This window comes from Streptomyces rapamycinicus NRRL 5491 (genome assembly GCF_024298965.1).
GTDB classification, from domain to species: domain Bacteria; phylum Actinomycetota; class Actinomycetes; order Streptomycetales; family Streptomycetaceae; genus Streptomyces; species Streptomyces rapamycinicus.
Genome location: NZ_CP085193.1, coordinates 4,796,257 through 4,812,887 on the forward strand (window position 1 = coordinate 4,796,257; position 16,631 = coordinate 4,812,887).

Below are 16,631 nucleotides of genomic sequence, written 5' to 3' on the forward strand. Positions count from 1 at the left end.
CCAGTGAGCGCTGCCGCCACCCTTCCCGCCGCCGAGGAACGGGAGCGGGCCCCGCTCGCCCCGCTGTCCCGGCTGCGGCTGCTGACCCGTAACAAGCTGGCCCTCACCGGGGCCGTGGCCGCCGCGATCCTGGTGCTGATCGCGGTGTGCGCACCGCTCATCGCACCGTACGACCCGGCCCGCCCCGACTTCGCCGCCGCCCTCCACGAGCCGGGCTGGGCCCACTGGCTGGGCACCGACGACCTGGGCCGCGATCAGCTCTCCCGCGTCGTGTACGGGGTGCGGGCCTCGCTGCAGATCGGGCTGCTCGCGGTGGCGCTGGCCTTCGCGGCCGGGGTGCCGCTCGGGCTGATCGCGGGCTACTACGGGCGGTTCGCCGACTCGGTGGTCTCCCGGCTCACCGACACGCTGCTCGCCTTCCCCTTCCTGGTGCTGGCGGTGGGCCTGGCCACCATCCTCGGGCCGTCCCTGATGAACGCCACGATCGCGGTCGGCGTCTCGCAGATCCCCGCCGTCATCCGGATCACCCGGGCGGAGACGCTGCGGCTCAAACACCTCGACTACGTGGCGGCGGCCGTGGCCAACGGCGGCGGGGACAGCACCGTGCTCTTCCGCCACATCCTCCCCGGCGCCCTGTCCGCGCTGACCGTCCAGGCCACCGTGGGCATCCCCACCGCGATCATCGGCGAGGCGCTGCTGAGCTTCCTCGGCCTCGGCGTCCAGCCGCCGTCCCCCTCGCTCGGGGTGATGCTCTCCAGCGCCCAGGCGTACATCGCCGCCGCGCCCTGGATGGCGGTCTTCCCGGGCCTGGCGATCATCGCCGCGACGCTCGCGTTCAATCTGCTCGGGGACGGGCTGCGCGACATCCTCGACCCCCAGGGAGACAGCCGATGACCACGTCCGCCGCGCCCCCTGCCCTGAGCGTGCGGGACCTGTCCGTGGTCTTCCGCACCCCGACCCGCGTGGTCCACGCGGTGGACGGGCTGTCGTACGACATCGCCGCCGGTGAAGTCCTGGCCGTGGTCGGCGAGTCCGGCTGCGGCAAGTCCGTGACCTCCACCGCCGTGATGGGGCTGCTGCCGCCCACGGCGAGCGTCGGCGGCTCCGTCCGGCTGGGCGGACGGGAGTTGGTGGGGGCGGACGAGAGCGAACTGCGGGACGTCCGCGGCCGGGAGATCGCGATGATCTTCCAGGAGCCGATGACCTCGCTGAACCCCGTCCTCACCATCGGCCGCCAGGTCGGCGAGGTCCTCAGGCGCCATCAGGGAATCGGCCGCCGTGAGGCGCGCGAGCGGGCCGTGGACCTGCTCGACCTCGTCGGCATCCCCGCCCCCGCCCAGCGGGCCCGCGACTATCCGCACCAGCTCAGCGGCGGAATGCGACAGCGGGTGATGATCGCCATCGCGATCGCCTGCGACCCCGCCGTGCTCATCGCCGACGAGCCCACCACCGCCCTGGACGTCACCGTGCAGGCGGGCATCCTGGAGGTGCTGCAGTCCCTGCGGGAACGGCTCGGCACCGCCATCGTGCTGATCACCCACGATCTGGGCGTGGTCGCCGACACCGCCGACCGGGTGCTGGTGATGTACGCGGGCCGGGGCGTCGAACAGGCCCCGGTGGACGAGCTGTTCGGCGCGCCCCGCCACCCGTACACCCGCGGGCTGCTCGGCGCGGTGCCGGTGCCCGGCAGGCGGCGGGCGGAAGGCGGGCGGGGACGGCTCCAGGAGATCCCCGGACTGGTGCCGAGCCTCACCGAACAGCCCGACCACTGCACCTTCCAGCCCCGCTGCTCCTACGCCGACGAGCGGTGCGGAGAGCAAAGGCCCCCGCTGCGGGCGCTGCGGGCGCCGCGGGCGCCGCGCGAGCGGGACGAGAGGCGCGAGGGGTACGAACGGTACGGGCGCACCGGGCAGCCCGAGCGCTCTGGGCCACCCGAGCGGCCCGAGCCGCACGGGCAATCCGAGCGGCCCGAGCCATCCGAGCGGCCCGAGCCGCACGAGCCGCACGAGGCCGCGTGCTGGTATCCGGTGCCGATACACCCTGAACACCGCGAACGCCCCGAAGAGGAGGCCGCCTCATGACCGCCACCGTCGCGCCCGCGCAGGCGTCGCGGGATGACGCCGTGCTCGACATCAGCGGCCTCGTCCGCCACTTCACCGGCCCCGCCGGCACCGTCAGGGCGGTCGACGGGGTCAGCCTCAGCATCGGCCGGGGCGAGATCGTCGGCCTGGTCGGGGAGTCCGGCAGCGGCAAGTCCACGGTGGGGCGGTGCGCCGTACGGCTGGACCGGCCGACCGCGGGCCAGGTGACGATCAACGGCCGCGATGTGACCCGTCTTTCGAAGCGGGCGCTGCGTCCGCTGCGCAGGGACTTCCACCTGGTGTTCCAGGACCCGTCCTCCTCGCTCGACCCCCGGATGACCGTGGGCGCCATCGTCGGCCAGCCGCTGCGGCTGCACCGCCTGGCCTCCGGCGACGCCCTGCGTGACCGGGTCGCCGCGCTGCTGGCCCAGGTGGGGCTGCGGCCCGAACTGGCACGGCGGCGGCCGCATGAACTCTCCGGCGGGCAGCGGCAGCGGGTCTCCATCGCCCGCGCGCTGTCGGTCGATCCCCAGCTGCTGGTGGCCGACGAGCCGACGTCGGCGCTGGACGTCTCCGTCCAGGCGTCCGTGCTCAACCTGCTGGCGGACCTCCAGCGGGAGCGGCGGTTCGGCTGTCTGTTCATCACCCATGACCTGGCCGCCGTCGAGTACCTCGCCGACCGGATCGCCGTGATGTACCTGGGGCAGCTGGTGGAACAGGCCCCGGCCGACGAGTTGTTCGCCGACCCCAAGCATCCGTACACCCAGGCCCTGCTGTCCGCGGCCCCGGTGCCCAACCCGGCCGCGCAGCGGTCGCGTGCCCGGATCGTGCTCAGCGGGGAGCTGCCCAGCCCGCTGGATCCGCCGAGCGGCTGCCGCTTCCACACCCGCTGTCCGCTCGCCGTCGACCGCTGCCGCACCGAGCCGCCCGTGCTACGGCGACTCGCGGGGGGCGGCGGCCGTCGCCAGGTCTCCTGCCATCTGGTGGCGGACGACGGCACCGCGCCCGACGCCTCGGCCCCTGAGGCCCCTGAGGACGCCGCTGTCCTCTGAGGGCCATGAGTCCTGCCCCCATGCCCGCACACCCGCACCCGCACCCGCACCCGCACCCGCATTCGTACGAGACCAGGAGCCTGCCGACATGTTCACCACCCGGCCCACCTTGCAGGGCACCCATGGCATGGTGTCCTCCACCCACTGGCTGGCCTCGCAGTCCGCCATGGCCGTCCTGGAGGACGGCGGCAACGCCTTCGACGCGGCCGTGGCCGCCGGGTTCGTCCTGCATGTGGTCGAGCCACATCTGAACGGCCCCGCCGGTGAGGTGCCGATCATCCTCGCCCCGGCGGGCGGCGAACCCACCGTGCTGTGCGGCCAGGGCCCGGCCCCCGCCGGAGCCACCATCGACCACTACACCGCGCTCGGCCTCGACCTCGTCCCCGGCACCGGCCCGCTCGCGGCGGCGGTGCCCGGTGCGTTCGACGCCTGGATGGTGCTGCTGCGCGACCACGGTACGAAGCGGCTCGCCGAGGTGCTGCGGTACGCCATCGGCTACGCCGAGCACGGCCATCCGGCGGTCGAGCGGATCGGGGAGACCGTCGAGACGGTGCGGGAGCTGTTCGAGACCGAGTGGACGACCTCGGCCGAGCTGTATCTGCCGGACGGGAAGTCCCCCACCGCCGGGCGGCTGCTCACCAACCCCGCGCTGGCCGCCACCTGGCGGCGGCTGATCGCCGAGGCGGAGGGGGCGGGGCCGGGGCGCGAGACCCAGATCGAGGCCGCCCGCCGGGTCTGGCGCGAGGGCTTCGTCGCGGAGGAACTGGCGGACGCGGCGGCCCGGCCCGCGATGGACTCGTCCGGGCACCGCAACGCCGGGACCATGACCGGGGACGACCTGGCCGCCTTCGAGGCCACGTACGAGCCGCCGCTCCGCCACTTCTGGAACGGCTGGACCGTGTGCAAGGCCGGGCCCTGGAGCCAGGGGCCGGTACTGCTCCAGCAACTCGCCCTGCTGCCGTACGGGCTGAACGAGGCAGACCTGGGCACGCCCGACTTCCTGCACCTCCTGATCGAGGGCGGCAAGCTGGCCATGGCCGACCGCGAGGCCTGGTACGGGGACGCCGCCGACGTTCCGCTGGCCGAACTGCTCTCCCGTCCCTACAACGACGAACGGCGGGCGCTGATCGGCGAACAGGCCTCGTACGAACTGCGCCCCGGGCACCCCGGGAGCCGTACGCCACGGCTGAGCAAGCAGGCGCTGGCCGCCGTGGCCCGCGCCGCGTCCGGGGCGGACGGACCGGCCGCCGGGCCCGGCGGCGGCGAACCCACGGTCGGCGGAGGCGACCTGGGCCTGGGGCTGGGCGGCCCGGCCGCCGGCGAACCCGCCGTCGACCGGGATGGGGTGACCCGGGGCGACACCTGCCACCTCGACGTGGTCGACCGCTGGGGCAACATGGTCGCGGCCACACCCAGCGGCGGCTGGCTGCAGTCCAACCCCGTCATCCCCGCGCTGGGCTTCCCGCTCGGCACCCGGCTCCAGATGACCTGGCTCGACCCCGGCCTGCCCAACTCCCTCACCCCCGGCCGCCGCCCCCGCACCACGCTCACCCCATCGCTCGCGCTGCGCGGCGACACCCCCGTCATGGCCTTCGGCACTCCCGGCGGCGACCAGCAGGACCAGTGGAGCACGCACTTCTTCCTCGGCGTCGCGCTACGGGCGCCGGTGCGCTCCGGACTGGATCTGCAGGGCGCCATCGACGCCCCCAACTGGCACCAGGAGTCCTTCCCCGGCTCCTTCCACCCCCGGGCGATGACGGCGGGCCGGGTGGTCGTCGAGCCCCGCATCGGCGAGCCCGCCATCGCGGAACTCCGCCGCCGCGGCCATGACGTCGTGGTCGGCGACCCCTGGTCGGAGGGCCGCCTGTGCGCGGTCGCCCGCGACCCGGAGACGGGCGTCCTGCTCGCCGCCGCCAACCCGCGCGGCGCGCAAGGCTACGCGGTGGGGCGCTGACCACCGCGGGGGCGTTCGACGGATGGTGACGCCTGCGGCGGGCCGCTTTCCCCTACCCGCCCCTTCCCACAACTGGAGCTCCACCCCAGCCCCCGGCCGCACCGCAGATGACACAGTCGGCCTCCCCGGCCGGTGCGCCGACCGCGGCGACGGTCGGCTCGCATATCGGTGGCGCGGACCGCCGCCCAGTCATCCGCCACGCAGGCGCCCCGACCGCCATCAGCCCCCGGTGCAAGCCTTCACGGCGGCGAGGGCCGACTCGTCGCCCCCCCCGGGGGCCTGGGGCGGAGCCCCAGTTGCGGGAAGGGGCGGGTAGGGGCGGGTAGGGGAAAGGTCCACCACGCGGCGTGTGCCCTAGCGGGCGTACCCGGTGGGGTCGGCGGACCTGAGCTTCTCGGCTCGTTCCAGCGGGTCGTAGCCGGGGCCGACACCATCGGCCAGGATCACATCGCCGTCGGTGTGGTCGGTGCGCAGCGCCAGGATGTCCTGGTAGGCGGGCGACGCGTACCACTCGCGGGCGTCCGCCATCCCGCCCGGGAACTCGATCAGCACCACGCTGCCCGGCCACTCCCCCTCGACCACCTCCAGCGTGTCGCCGTGGATGAGGAACCGGCCGTGGAAGGGGTCGAGGGTGGCCTGGATCCGCTCCAGGTACTCGATGACGTCGGGGTGCGGGCTGCGGCCGTGCAGATGCGCGAGCGCGTAGGCGGCGGGCATGGCTCCTCCAGGTGCTCCAGGCCGATCGGTGGACACGGATCAGCCTGCCGCGGCCCGCCCGGAGCGTCGATTACCCCCGAGGTCATGACCGCGGCCCCGGGACTCAAGCGCGTCCTCGCTCCGCTGACGTGCCGTCATGCGCCGCTGGAGGAGGGGCGCGAAGAGGGTGCCGAGGATGCCGACAACGGCGGTGATCATGGTGGTTATGACGGTGGGCACCGGCCGAGCCCAGCCGCGCCCCCTTCCGGTGGTCTCCGCCGTCTCCACAGGTTTTCCACAGGCAGGGCCGGGCCCTTTCCGAAACCCAGGCGATCAGAACTAATGTGCTGTTTCATGCACACCCCGCCCTCCGACATGCCCTTCGATCGGGCCGACCGCGCCGACCGCGCCGATGACGTTCTCGCCCTCGCCCGACTGGCCACCAGGCGCGGGGCGGTGCGGGAGATGCTCGGCTGGCTGGCCCGGCGGACCGGGGGTCCGGCCGTGCTGGTCGGGGACACGGGGCGGGTGCTGGCCGGGCCGGGCGGGGAGCACGACCCGGCGGTGGCGCGGCTCGCCGTCGGCGCCGCCGCCGAAGCCGCCGTCGAGCTGCACCGGCGCGGGGCGGCCTCCGCCGTGCTGGGCGGGGGCGAGGGGCCCCCGGTGCATCTGATCGCGCTCGACACCGGCCCCAGGACGTATCTCGCCGTCGTCGGGCCGGACGCTCCGCACTGCGGAATGCTGCTCGCCGACGCCGCCCGCACCCTCGCCCTGTGCTGGCGGCTGGAGCAGTCCGAGCGGGCGCGGCGGCGGATCGAGTCGGCCGAGGAGCACAGCCGGGAGGCGGTGCTGCATCTGCTGATGGTGGGCAGCGTGCCCGCCGCGCAGCGGATCGCCGGGGCGCTGCGCCCGGCGCTGCCCACGGTGGTCCAGATGTATGTGATCGAGTGTCCGCACGCCCGGCGGCGCGAGATCGTGCGGCGGATCGACCGCGAGGCGGAGGGCGGGGCGTGGATCGTGCCGTGTCCGGTGCGCCCGAACCACGTGCTCGCGCTCGTACCGCCCGAGCCGGGCCCGGGCCCGGCGACGGTGAGGGGTGACCCGCACGCGGGCCCGGCACCACTGGACCTGCTGATCGTCCGGCTGGTGCCCGAGTGCCGGGTCGGGGTGAGCGCGGCGGTCGCGCTGCGGGACACGCCGACCGCGTACGAGCAGGCCATCCACGCGCTGGCGGTGGCCCGTAACGCGCCCGGGCGCCGTGCGGGCTTCGGCGGCGACGTGGACGTGACCGTCCTGGCGGGCCCGGAGGGCTGTGCGTGGGCGAGCGAGCTCCTGGCGCCCTGTCTGCGGTACACACCGGCCCGCCGCGCCGACCCGGGCCCGCAGGAGCTGCTGGGCACGCTCGGGTCGTGGCTCAGCTTCGGCGGGGCGGCCAGCCGTCATCTGAAGATCCACCGCAATACGCTCGCGGCGCGGATGCGCCATCTGGACGAGCTGCTGGGCGTGGAGGTCAGCCGCAGCCTGGCCGCGCAGTCGGCCGCGTGGCTGGCGCTGCGGCTGCACACCGCGCCCCAGGCCGCGGCGGCCCGCGCCCAGGCCCCGCCGGGGCGCACGGCCACGCTGGACGCGGTGCTGGGCACTACCGCCGCCGGGACCTGGGCCCGGGCCCAGCTGCGCCCCCTGGAGCAGGCCGGTCCGACGGCCGGGCTGGAGACCATACGCACCTGGCTGCGCGCCGACGCCCGCCTCCCCGCCGCGGCCACCGCCCTCGGCATCTCACTCCCGGGCGCCCGCAAGCGCCTGACCAGGGCGGAGGACGCCCTGGGCCGCTCGCTGCTGACCGCGCCGAGCGCGAAGTACGAACTATGGCTCGCGATGCGCGCCCTGGGCTCGCTCTGAGACGGGGCGACGCACACCGGGGTCACCCTCGGGCGCGCTCACCGTTCGCCGCCGTACTCACCGTTCACCAGAGCACTCACCGTTCGAAGGGGAACCGCCCTGCGGGCTCACTGTGCACATCGTTCCTCGCCGCGGGTGCCGCGGCCGCATATTGTCCTGGACAAGCCACGACGGGCCGCGCAGAGCCCCGCCTCTCGCCGAGGGCTGAGTGCGCACTCCCCCACCCGCACGGCACCGCACCCGGCCACCCCGCCGGGCTCATGAGCCGGGGCCGGCCGCCGCGCGACGACGGGGGTGTCGCGCGCGCGGCCCGCCCCTGTCCCCGTGGCCCAATCGATCAGCTGAGCGCGGAATCGCCCTCACGACCCCAGGATCGACGTCAGGAACTCCCCGGTCCACGCCAGCAGCTCCCGCCCCACCAGCGGCTTTCCGCCGATGCGGGCGGTGGAGGGGCGGGGCACCAGGACCTGCTTGGTGGCGGGCTTGATGATCGAGCGCTGGTAGAGGCGCTTGAGGCGCAGCTCCTGGGATTCGCGGAGCTCCACCGGGGAGAAGCGGATGTTGGAGCCCTGGAGGGTGATGTCGGTGACGCCGCAGGCGCGGGCCAGCAGGCGCAGACCGGCGACCAGGAGGAGGTTCTCCACCGGCTCGGGGAGCTTGCCGTAGCGGTCGGTGAGCTCCTCGCGGACGGCGCGGATGTCGTCCTCGCTGCCGGCGGAGGCGATCGCCCGGTACGCCTGGAGTCGCAGCCGCTCGCCGGGGGCGTAGTCGTGCGGGACGTGCGCGTCGACCGGAAGCTCGATCTTGACCTCCAGCGGCGCTTCCTCCTCCTCACCGCCCTCGATCGAGGCCCGGTAGTCGGCGACGGCCTCGCCGACCATCCGGACGTAGAGGTCGAAGCCGACGCCCGCGATATGGCCGGACTGCTCGCCGCCGAGCAGATTGCCCGCGCCGCGGATCTCCAGGTCCTTCATCGCCACGTACATGCCCGCGCCCATCTCGGTGTGCTGGGCGATCGTGGCCAGCCGCTCATGGGCGGTCTCCGTGAGCGGCTTCTCGGGCGGGTAGAGGAAGTACGCGTAACCGCGCTCGCGCCCTCGCCCGACCCGGCCGCGCAGCTGGTGCAGCTGGGAGAGGCCGAAGTTGTCGCCGCGCTCGACGATCAGGGTGTTGGCGTTGGAGATGTCGATCCCGGACTCGACGATGGTGGTGGAGACCAGGACGTCGAACTTCTTCTCCCAGAAGTCGACCACGACCTGCTCCAGCGCGCCCTCCGACATCTGCCCGTGGGCGGTGGCGATCCGCGCCTCGGGGACGATCTCGCGCAGCCGGGCGGCGGCCCGGTCGATGGACTCCACCCGGTTGTGGATGTAGAAGACCTGGCCCTCGCGGAGCAGTTCGCGCCGGATGGCGGCGCCGATCTGCTTCTGCTCGTACGGACCGACGAAGGTCAGCACCGGATGGCGCTCCTCCGGCGGGGTGGTGATCGTGGACATCTCGCGGATGCCGGTGACCGCCATCTCCAGGGTGCGCGGGATGGGCGTGGCGGACATGGTCAGCACGTCCACGTTGGCGCGGAGCTTCTTCAGCTGCTCCTTGTGCTCGACGCCGAAGCGCTGCTCCTCGTCCACGATGACCAGGCCCAGGTCCTTGAACTTGGTTTCGGAGGAGAAGAGCCGGTGGGTGCCGATGACGATGTCGACCGCGCCGTCCCGCAGCCCCTCGAGCACCGCCTTGGCCTCGGTGTCGGTCTGGAAGCGGGAGAGCGCCCTGACGTTGACGGGGAACTGGCCGTACCGCTCGCCGAAGGTGCCGAAGTGCTGCTGGACCAGCAGGGTCGTGGGCACGAGCACCGCCACCTGCTTGCCGTCCTGGACCGCCTTGAAGGCCGCGCGGACCGCGATCTCGGTCTTGCCGTAGCCGACGTCGCCGCAGATCAGCCGGTCCATCGGAACCGACTTCTCCATGTCCTCCTTGACCTCGGCGATGGTGGTGAGCTGGTCGGGGGTCTCCGCGTACGGGAACGCGTCCTCCAGCTCGCGCTGCCACGGGGTGTCCGCGCCGAAGGCATGGCCGGGCGCCGCCATCCGGGCCGAGTAGAGCTTGATCAGGTCGGCGGCGATCTCCTTGACGGCCTTCTTGGCGCGCGCCTTGGTCTTGGTCCAGTCGGCGCCGCCGAGCCGGTGCAGGGTCGGCGCCTCGCCGCCCACGTACTTGGTGACCTGCTCCAGCTGGTCGGTGGGGACGAAGAGCCGGTCGCCGGGCTGGCCGCGCTTGGCCGGGGCGTACTCCACCACCAGATACTCGCGGGTGGCGCCCTGGACGGTGCGCTGCACCATCTCGATGTAGCGGCCCACGCCGTGCTGCTCGTGGACGATGAAGTCGCCCGCCTCGAGGGTGAGCGGATCGATCGTCTTACGGCGGCGCGCGGGCATCCGCGCCCCGTCCTTGCCCGCGGCCTTCTGCCCGGACAGATCCGTCTCGGTCAGCACGGCCAGCTTCAGGGCCGGGTCGATGAAGCCGTAGTCGATCGAGCCGCAGGCCACATGCACCACGGACGGCTTGATCTCGGTGAGGTCGCCGTCCAGCCGGGCCGCGATCCCCTCGCCGCCGAGTACCTCGACGGTGCGGGAGGCTGGGCCGTGGCCCTCGGTCACATAGACCGTGCGCCAGCCGTCGGCCAGCCAGCCCTTGGTGTCGGCCAGCGCCCGGGCGGTGTCGCCTCGGTAGCTCTCGGTGGCGTGCATGCCGAGCTTCACGGTGTCGCCCGCCGCGTCAGCGGCAAGTGTCTGCGTCAGCTCCTCATCGGCCGCGAAGGGGCTCACCGACCACCACATCATGCCCAGCTCACGGGCGTGGTCGCGGACGTCCGCGATGCTCCACAGGGAGGCCGCGCCGACGTCGATCGGGGCCTCTCCTCCCCCGGCGGTGGCCGCCCAGGACGCCTGGAGGAACTCCTGGCTGGTGGCCACCAGGTCCGCCGCCCGGGTGCGCACCCGCTCCGGCTCGCAGACGACCGTCATGCTGCCCGCCGGGAGGACGTCCAGCAGCAGCTCCATGTCGTCCACCAGGACCGGGGCCAGGGACTCCATGCCCTCGACCGCGATCCCCTCGGCGATCTTGCCGAGCAGCTCGCCCAGCTCGGGATGGGCCTCGGCGAGGGCCGCGGCCCGCTCCCGTACGTCGTCGGTCAGCAGCAGCTCCCGGCAGGGCGGGGCCCACAGCCCGTGCTCGGCGACCTCCAGGGACCGCTGATCGGCCACCTTGAAGTAGCGGATCTCCTCGATGTCGTCGCCCCAGAACTCGATCCGGAGCGGATGCTCCTCGGTCGGCGGGAAGACGTCCAGGATGCCGCCGCGCACGGCGAACTCGCCGCGCTTCTCGACCAGTTCGACCCGGGAGTACGCGGCGGCCGCGAGCCCGTCCACGATCTCCTCCAGATCGGCGGTCTGCCCGGCCCGCAGGCTCACCGGCTCCAGGTCACCGAGCCCCTTGACCTGCGGCTGGAGCACCGACCGTACGGGCGCGACCACGACCGATACGGGACCGGCCGCCGGGTCGTCCGGGCTCGGATGGGCCAGCCTGCGCAGCACCGCCAGGCGCCGCCCGACCGTGTCCGAGCGCGGGGAGAGCCGCTCGTGCGGCAGCGTCTCCCAGGACGGGTACTCCACCACCCGGTCCGGCGGCAGCAGCGAGCGCAGCGCCGCCGCCAGGTCCTCCGCCTCCCGGCCGGTGGCCGTCATCGCGAGCACGGGACGGCCCGCGGAGCGCGCCAGCGCGGCGATGGCGAACGGACGGGCGGCGGGCGGGCCGACCAGATCGACGTGGGGGCGATGGCCATCGGCGGCGCCGCGCACCGCCTCGGCGAGCGCGGGGTCCCTTACGACGGCGTCGAGCAGACCGGTGAGGCTCATAAAGGGGTATTCCATCCCGGAGGCGGACAACGCGAACGGCCCGACACGTGTCACGGGCCGGGGGTCTTCCAGAGTACGGCCACCCGCCGACAACTCGCGCCGGGTGCGGCCAGGGGGCCGGGCGGCCCTCATACCGCACTTGCAGGCCGGCTGCGTGAGGCAGCGGCGGTGGGCGGTGAGCGGCGTGTTCGGCCGCGGCGCCGTTTCGCGCCTTCGGCGCAATTGAGCAGCGGCGGCGGAGGTTGGGGGCGCGGCGCCACCGCCGTGCGCCGGGCCCGTGGATGCGGGCGCCGGTGGCGGCATCCGTTCTCGGGAGCAAGGCCGGTACCGGACTGCCGGGTCGGTGGGGGTGGAGCACCCCTCTGGAAACTGATTGATAAATTAGTTGCGTCAGATCAAGCATTTTTTCAGGGAGGACCGGGAGGGCCCCACCCGCAGTCCGGAGGGTTCCCCAGCCACTGAGCCCGGAAGCCGCCAACCGGCTCTCGCCCCCAGCGGCCCGGCGGACGGCGGCGGCGCCGCGCCCTCTGCCCCCTGCCCCGCTGCTCAATTGCGCCGAAGGCGCGAAACGGCGCCGCACCCGGCCGAGCCCGACAGCCCCGGCTCATGGGCACGCCGCCCCCGGTCCCGGTGCGCTCCCCCGTGGGCGCACCGGACCGGGGGCGTACGCTGCGCGAGCGAACGGCTGTGGTCCTCGCTGAGCCCGCAGGAGCGGGACGAGGCGGACGGGGCCTGAGCGCTCCGCCGGAAGTGCCCTGAGCCGCCGTCGATCGTCCGCGGCACCGTTTCCGGCCCGTGACGGCAAGCGGCCGTCTGGCCCATCACGACAGGCGGCCGGACACGCCCTGTGATCACACTGATGCACATGGCAGAGCGAGACCCGCGCCCATCGCCCACCAAGACGAGCACCCGGCCCCGAGCCCCCAAGCCGGCCGAGGCCGCCCGGCACGCGTGCGAACAGCTCGCCTCGCTGATCGTCCATGAGCCCGAGGGCGTCAGCGGGGTGGCCCGCCACGAGGACGGCTGGCTCGTCAGCGTGGACGTCCTCGAGGTCGCCCGGATCCCCGACACCACCAGCCTGCTGGCCACGTACGAGGTGCGCATCGACGAGCGGGGCGAGCTCCAGGAATACCGGAGGGTCCGCCGCTACCGGCGCGGTGCGGCCGACGACTGCTGAGACGACAGCCGAAAGGACACTCCGAGATGCCCACTGGCACTTACACGGAAGAAGTCGTCTGCGTCCAGCGGACCGGCACCCTCTACGACTGCCTGGAACTCATCCTCGACCGGGGCATGGTGATCGACGTCTTCATCCGGGTCTCCCTCGTCGGCATCGAGATCCTGAAGATCGACGCCCGGATCGTGGTCGCCAGCGTGGACACGTACCTCCGCTTCGCCGAGGCCTGCAACCGCCTGGACCTCGAGTTCGACCGCAGCAGCACGACCGTTCCCGAGCTGCTGGGCGGGGTCGCGGGCGGCGGCGGGAGTCCGGCCGGGCGGATGGCCACGGGCCTCGGCAAGAAGAAGGCCAAGAAGGCGGTGGCGGGCGTGGGCGAGAAGGTCAAGCGGGCCGTCGGGGCCGATGAGGACGAGGAAGAGGGGGAGCGGGAGGAGCGGGAGAGCCGCCCCCGGCGGCGCACCGCCCCCACCCGCCGCCGTTCCGCTTCCGCGTCCGAGCCTTCCGAGGAGGACTGATCCATGACCGCGCCCGCGCCCGCACCGCAGAGCGTGTACGTCTACGGCGTCGTCCGCGCCTCCCATGCGGTGCCGCCCGGCCGCACCGGAGTAGGCGAGCGGCCCGCCCCGGTCCGTACCGTCCGGGCCGGAGCGCTGGCCGCGGTGATCAGCGACGCTCCCGCCCGGCTGCGCGCCAAGCGCCGCGACCTCCTCGCCCACCAGGACCTGGCCCTGACGCTGGGGCGGGACGGTCCGGTGCTGCCGATGCGCTTCGGCATGGTCGCCCCCGACGAGGAGGCGGTGCGGCGGCAGTTGCTGTGCACACAGAACGACTGCCTGGCCGCGCTCGAACGCGTCGACGGGCGGATCGAGATGAACCTCAAGGCGCTGCCCACCGAGGCCGGCCTGGGCGCGCTGGTACGGGAGGACCCGGAGGTGAGCCGGTTGCGCACGGCCGCGCGCCGGGCCCCGGGGTACGAGGCCAGCGTGCGGCTCGGGGAGGCCGTGGCGCGCGGGCTGAAGCGCCGGGCGGCGGCGGCCGCGGCCACGGTGCTCGCGGAGCTCTCGGCCGTGGCGGACGCCACCGTGCACGGCCCGGAGGTCGAGGGGTGCGTACTCAACGCCTCGTTCCTGCTGGACCTGCGCGCGCAGCGGCGGTTCGAGGGCGCCGTGGAACGCCTCGCGGCCGCCCACCGCGACCGGGCCGAACTGCGTCTCACCGGTCCGCTGCCCTGCTACAGCTTCACGGAAGGCCGGGCCTGAGATGGGCGTACTGAGCCAGGTCGTCCTCTTCCCGCTGGCGCCGGTGCGCGGGGTGGTGTGGGTCGCGGAGCGCGTGCGGGACATGGCGGAGGAGGAGATGTGCCATCCGTCGGTGCTGCGCGCCCGGCTCGCCGCGCTGAACGAGGCCCTGGAGTCGGAGGCGATCGGCCCGGAGGAGTTCGACCGGGAGGAGGACCGGCTGCTGGATCTGCTGGAGCGCTCGGGCGGCCGGGGAGGAAGGGCGGGGGTGCGGACGCCATGACCGAACGCGACCTGGTCCACCCCCCGTCCGTGACTGACGAGCGGCACCCCTCCGACCTCGCCGAGATCCTGGAGCGGGTCCTGGACAAGGGCATCGTGATCGCCGGGGACATCAAGATCGACCTGCTGGACATCGAACTGCTCACCATCCGGCTGCGGTTGTTCATCTCCTCCGTGGACACCGCCCGCAAGGCCGGAATCGACTGGTGGGAAACCGATCCCGCGCTCTCGTCGCGCGCCGCGCGGGACACCCTCGCCCAGGAGAACGCGGAACTGCGGACGCGGCTTCACGCCCTGGAGTCACGGATCGGCGCGGAGGAGCTGAGCACGGTCGGCGCGGCCGAGGAGGAGAGGCACCCATGACCGAGGCCGCCACCCTCACCTACGCCTTCGCGGTCTGCCGGGGCGGCGACCTCACCGCCCCGGCGGAACCGTTCGCGGAACTCCCCGGGCTCGGCACCGGCGCCCCCGTCCGTACGGTCGCGGCGGGCCCGCTCACCGCCGTGGTCCAGGACGTGCCCGCGGCCGGGTACGACGAGGAGGCGCTGCGGCGGCGGCTGTCCGTCGGCGCCGAGCTGGAGCGGTGCGCCCGCGCCCACCACGCGGTGATCACGGCGGCGTCGGCGCTGGCCCCGGCCGTTCCGCTGCCCCTGGCCACGGTCTATCTCGACGACGGCCGGGTACGCGAGGCCCTGGGCGACCGGGAGACGTCCTTCCTGACCGCCCTGGGCCGGATCGCGGGCCGGGCCGAATGGGGCGTCAAGGTCTACGCCCCCACGGGACCGCCGCCCGCCCCGGCAGCCGTCCCGGCGGTCGTCCCGGCGGAGGGTCCGGGCCCCGGCGGGAACGGCCGCGCCTATCTGGACCGCGTCCGCACCCGGCAGCGCGGCCGCGAACAGCGCCACGCTCTGGCGCTGCGGGCCGCCGAGCGGGTGGACGCCGCCGTCCGAGGGCTCGCCGTGGCCGCGCGCCGACTGCGTCCGCACGGCGTCGAGGTGACCGGGAAGCACCGCACCCATGTGCTGAACGCGGCCTACCTCCTCGACCTGGGCCGGGAGCGCGAACTGCGCGCCGCGCTAGCGTCGTTGCGCCGCGACGAGACGGACGTCCAGATCGAACTCTCCGGGCCGTGGGCGCCCTACTCCTTCGCCGACGGAGGAATCACGGACCCGGGGGCGGCCCCATGACCGGGCCGTCCGCCTGGGACACCACCCCGGCGAAAGCGCGGTGGGCAGCGACCCCCGCCGCCACCGCCCGCGAAGCGGCCCCCGCGTGGGGAACCACCCCCGCCGAGGCGCTGGGCCCGCTCGGCGTCCCCCTCGTGGACCTCCTGGACCGGGTGCTCGCCACCGGCGTCGTCATCAGCGGCGACCTGGTCATCGCGATCGCCGAGGTCCCCCTCGTCCGCCTCTCCCTGCACGCCCTTCTCTCCTCGGTCAACGAACGGGTCCAGGCCCCATGGACCGACAGCGGCCCACTATGAGCGCGCCGATCCCCGACGCCCCCTCCCGCGTGTCCCGCGTGGACATCGACCGCGACTCGGTCGGCCGCGACCTGGTGGCCCTGGTGCTGACGGTCGTCGAACTCCTCCGTCAGCTGATGGAGCGCCAGGCCATCCGCCGCATCGACGCGGGCGGCCTCACCGAGGAGCAGATCGAGCGCATCGGCACCACGCTGATGCTGCTCGACCAGCGCATGACGGAGCTGTGCGACCAGCACGGCCTGACCCCGGAAGACCTCAACCTGGACCTCGGCCCCCTGGGCACCCTGCTCCCCCGCGACTGAGGCAGGGGCCGGTCAGCCGCCGAGGGCTTCCGCCATGCGGTCGAGGTCGGTGAGGAGGGCTGCCAGGCGCCGCTGCGGAAGGGCGCCGACCATTGTCCGTTCGATGGCGTAGACGGCGGACCGGGCCGCGTGGAGCCGTTCGCGGCCGTGCTCGGTGAGGTGGGCGGGGAGCGCGCGGCCGTGGTCGGTGGTGGCGGGCCGGGAGATCAGGTCCGCGTCCTGGAGGCCGCGGAGGACGACGTTCATGGACTGCCGGGTGACGAACGTGGAGCGGGCGAGCTCGGCGTTGGACAGGCCGGGCCGCTCGTCGAGGAGTTCGAGGCAGGCGTACTGCGGCACCGTCAGCCCGTGCTCGCGCAGGGCCTTGTCCATGGCGCCGCGCAGCGCCGCGGCGGCGCGTTTGAGGCGGTAGCCCACATGCTCGGTGACGTCGTCGGCGGGGTGCGGCGGGGGCACGGGGGTCCGGTCTCTCATGTCAGGATTTTGACATAGGGAGCGGCCGTGCGTACAGTCCATGAATGTCAAAGTCCTGACATCGACATCACTGGCT

16 protein-coding genes are annotated in these 16,631 nt (G+C 73.9%); 13 read left to right on the top strand and 3 right to left on the bottom strand.

What is annotated here, in order from left to right:
• Positions 1–63 precede the first annotated feature (63 nt).
• The 4 genes from LIV37_RS19720 to LIV37_RS19735 all read left to right on the top strand — a co-directional run bounded on the left by LIV37_RS19720 (position 64) and on the right by LIV37_RS19735 (position 5,087).
• Complete coding sequence (locus tag LIV37_RS19720; RefSeq protein WP_121825368.1) at positions 64–894, top strand: ABC transporter permease; 831 nt, start codon at positions 64–66, stop codon at positions 892–894.
• Complete coding sequence (locus LIV37_RS19725; RefSeq protein ID WP_020868873.1) at positions 891–2,081, top strand: ABC transporter ATP-binding protein; 1,191 nt, start codon at positions 891–893, stop codon at positions 2,079–2,081. The genes LIV37_RS19720 and LIV37_RS19725 overlap by 4 nt, the downstream gene beginning before the upstream one ends.
• Positions 2,078–3,133 (top strand): ABC transporter ATP-binding protein, encoded by a 1,056-nt coding sequence (locus LIV37_RS19730; RefSeq protein WP_020868874.1) that lies wholly within the window; start codon positions 2,078–2,080, stop codon positions 3,131–3,133. The genes LIV37_RS19725 and LIV37_RS19730 overlap by 4 nt, the downstream gene beginning before the upstream one ends.
• An 88-nt stretch (positions 3,134–3,221) precedes the next feature.
• Complete coding sequence (locus tag LIV37_RS19735; RefSeq protein WP_020868875.1) at positions 3,222–5,087, top strand: gamma-glutamyltransferase family protein; 1,866 nt, start codon at positions 3,222–3,224, stop codon at positions 5,085–5,087.
• Between the two features lie 354 nt (positions 5,088–5,441).
• Here LIV37_RS19735 and LIV37_RS19740 read toward each other — a convergent pair whose 3' ends face one another.
• Entirely contained in the window at positions 5,442–5,804 is a 363-nt protein-coding gene (locus LIV37_RS19740; RefSeq protein WP_020868876.1) for a DUF1330 domain-containing protein, read from the bottom strand.
• Positions 5,805–6,137: 333 nt separating this feature from the next.
• On the opposite strand from LIV37_RS19740, the gene LIV37_RS19745 reads away from it, so the two are divergent.
• Positions 6,138–7,682 carry a PucR family transcriptional regulator gene (locus LIV37_RS19745; RefSeq protein WP_020868878.1) on the top strand — a complete coding sequence of 515 codons (1,545 nt, stop codon included), beginning with the start codon at positions 6,138–6,140 and terminating at the stop codon, positions 7,680–7,682.
• Positions 7,683–8,041: 359 nt separating this feature from the next.
• On the opposite strand, the gene mfd is transcribed toward LIV37_RS19745, so the two are convergent.
• The gene (gene mfd, locus LIV37_RS19750; RefSeq protein ID WP_020868879.1) at positions 8,042–11,596 is read right to left on the bottom strand and encodes a transcription-repair coupling factor; all 3,555 of its coding nucleotides are present in this window, start codon (positions 11,594–11,596) and stop codon (positions 8,042–8,044) included.
• Between the two features lie 865 nt (positions 11,597–12,461).
• On the opposite strand from mfd, the gene LIV37_RS19755 reads away from it, so the two are divergent.
• From LIV37_RS19755 to LIV37_RS19790, 8 genes are all read left to right on the top strand, one after another.
• The gene (locus tag LIV37_RS19755) at positions 12,462–12,773 is read left to right on the top strand and encodes a gas vesicle protein GvpO (RefSeq protein WP_121825367.1); all 312 of its coding nucleotides are present in this window, start codon (positions 12,462–12,464) and stop codon (positions 12,771–12,773) included.
• A 26-nt stretch (positions 12,774–12,799) separates the two neighbouring features.
• On the top strand, positions 12,800–13,291 hold the full coding sequence (gene gvpJ / locus LIV37_RS19760) for a gas vesicle protein GvpJ (protein ID WP_020868881.1): 492 nt from the start codon (positions 12,800–12,802) through the stop codon (positions 13,289–13,291).
• A gap of 3 nt (positions 13,292–13,294) precedes the next feature.
• A complete protein-coding gene (locus LIV37_RS19765; protein ID WP_020868882.1) occupies positions 13,295–14,035 on the top strand; it encodes a GvpL/GvpF family gas vesicle protein in 741 nt (246 codons plus the stop codon).
• Position 14,036: 1 nt separating this feature from the next.
• Entirely contained in the window at positions 14,037–14,297 is a 261-nt protein-coding gene (locus tag LIV37_RS19770) for a gas vesicle protein GvpG (protein ID WP_020868883.1), read from the top strand.
• Positions 14,294–14,659, top strand: a complete 366-nt coding sequence (locus LIV37_RS19775) for a gas vesicle protein (protein ID WP_121824737.1) — start codon at positions 14,294–14,296, stop codon at positions 14,657–14,659. Before LIV37_RS19770 ends, LIV37_RS19775 begins: the two co-directional genes overlap by 4 nt.
• On the top strand, positions 14,656–15,483 hold the full coding sequence (locus LIV37_RS19780; protein ID WP_020868885.1) for a GvpL/GvpF family gas vesicle protein: 828 nt from the start codon (positions 14,656–14,658) through the stop codon (positions 15,481–15,483). The genes LIV37_RS19775 and LIV37_RS19780 overlap by 4 nt, the downstream gene beginning before the upstream one ends.
• A 110-nt stretch (positions 15,484–15,593) precedes the next feature.
• Positions 15,594–15,779, top strand: a complete 186-nt coding sequence (locus LIV37_RS19785) for a gas vesicle protein (RefSeq protein ID WP_121825366.1) — start codon at positions 15,594–15,596, stop codon at positions 15,777–15,779.
• Positions 15,776–16,081 (top strand): gas vesicle protein K, encoded by a 306-nt coding sequence (locus LIV37_RS19790; protein ID WP_020868887.1) that lies wholly within the window; start codon positions 15,776–15,778, stop codon positions 16,079–16,081. The genes LIV37_RS19785 and LIV37_RS19790 overlap by 4 nt, the downstream gene beginning before the upstream one ends.
• Before the next feature lie 12 nt (positions 16,082–16,093).
• On the opposite strand, the gene LIV37_RS19795 is transcribed toward LIV37_RS19790, so the two are convergent.
• Positions 16,094–16,555, bottom strand: coding sequence for a MarR family winged helix-turn-helix transcriptional regulator (locus LIV37_RS19795; RefSeq protein ID WP_121824736.1), 462 nt, complete (start codon positions 16,553–16,555; stop codon positions 16,094–16,096).
• Positions 16,556–16,631: the final 76 nt, after the last annotated feature.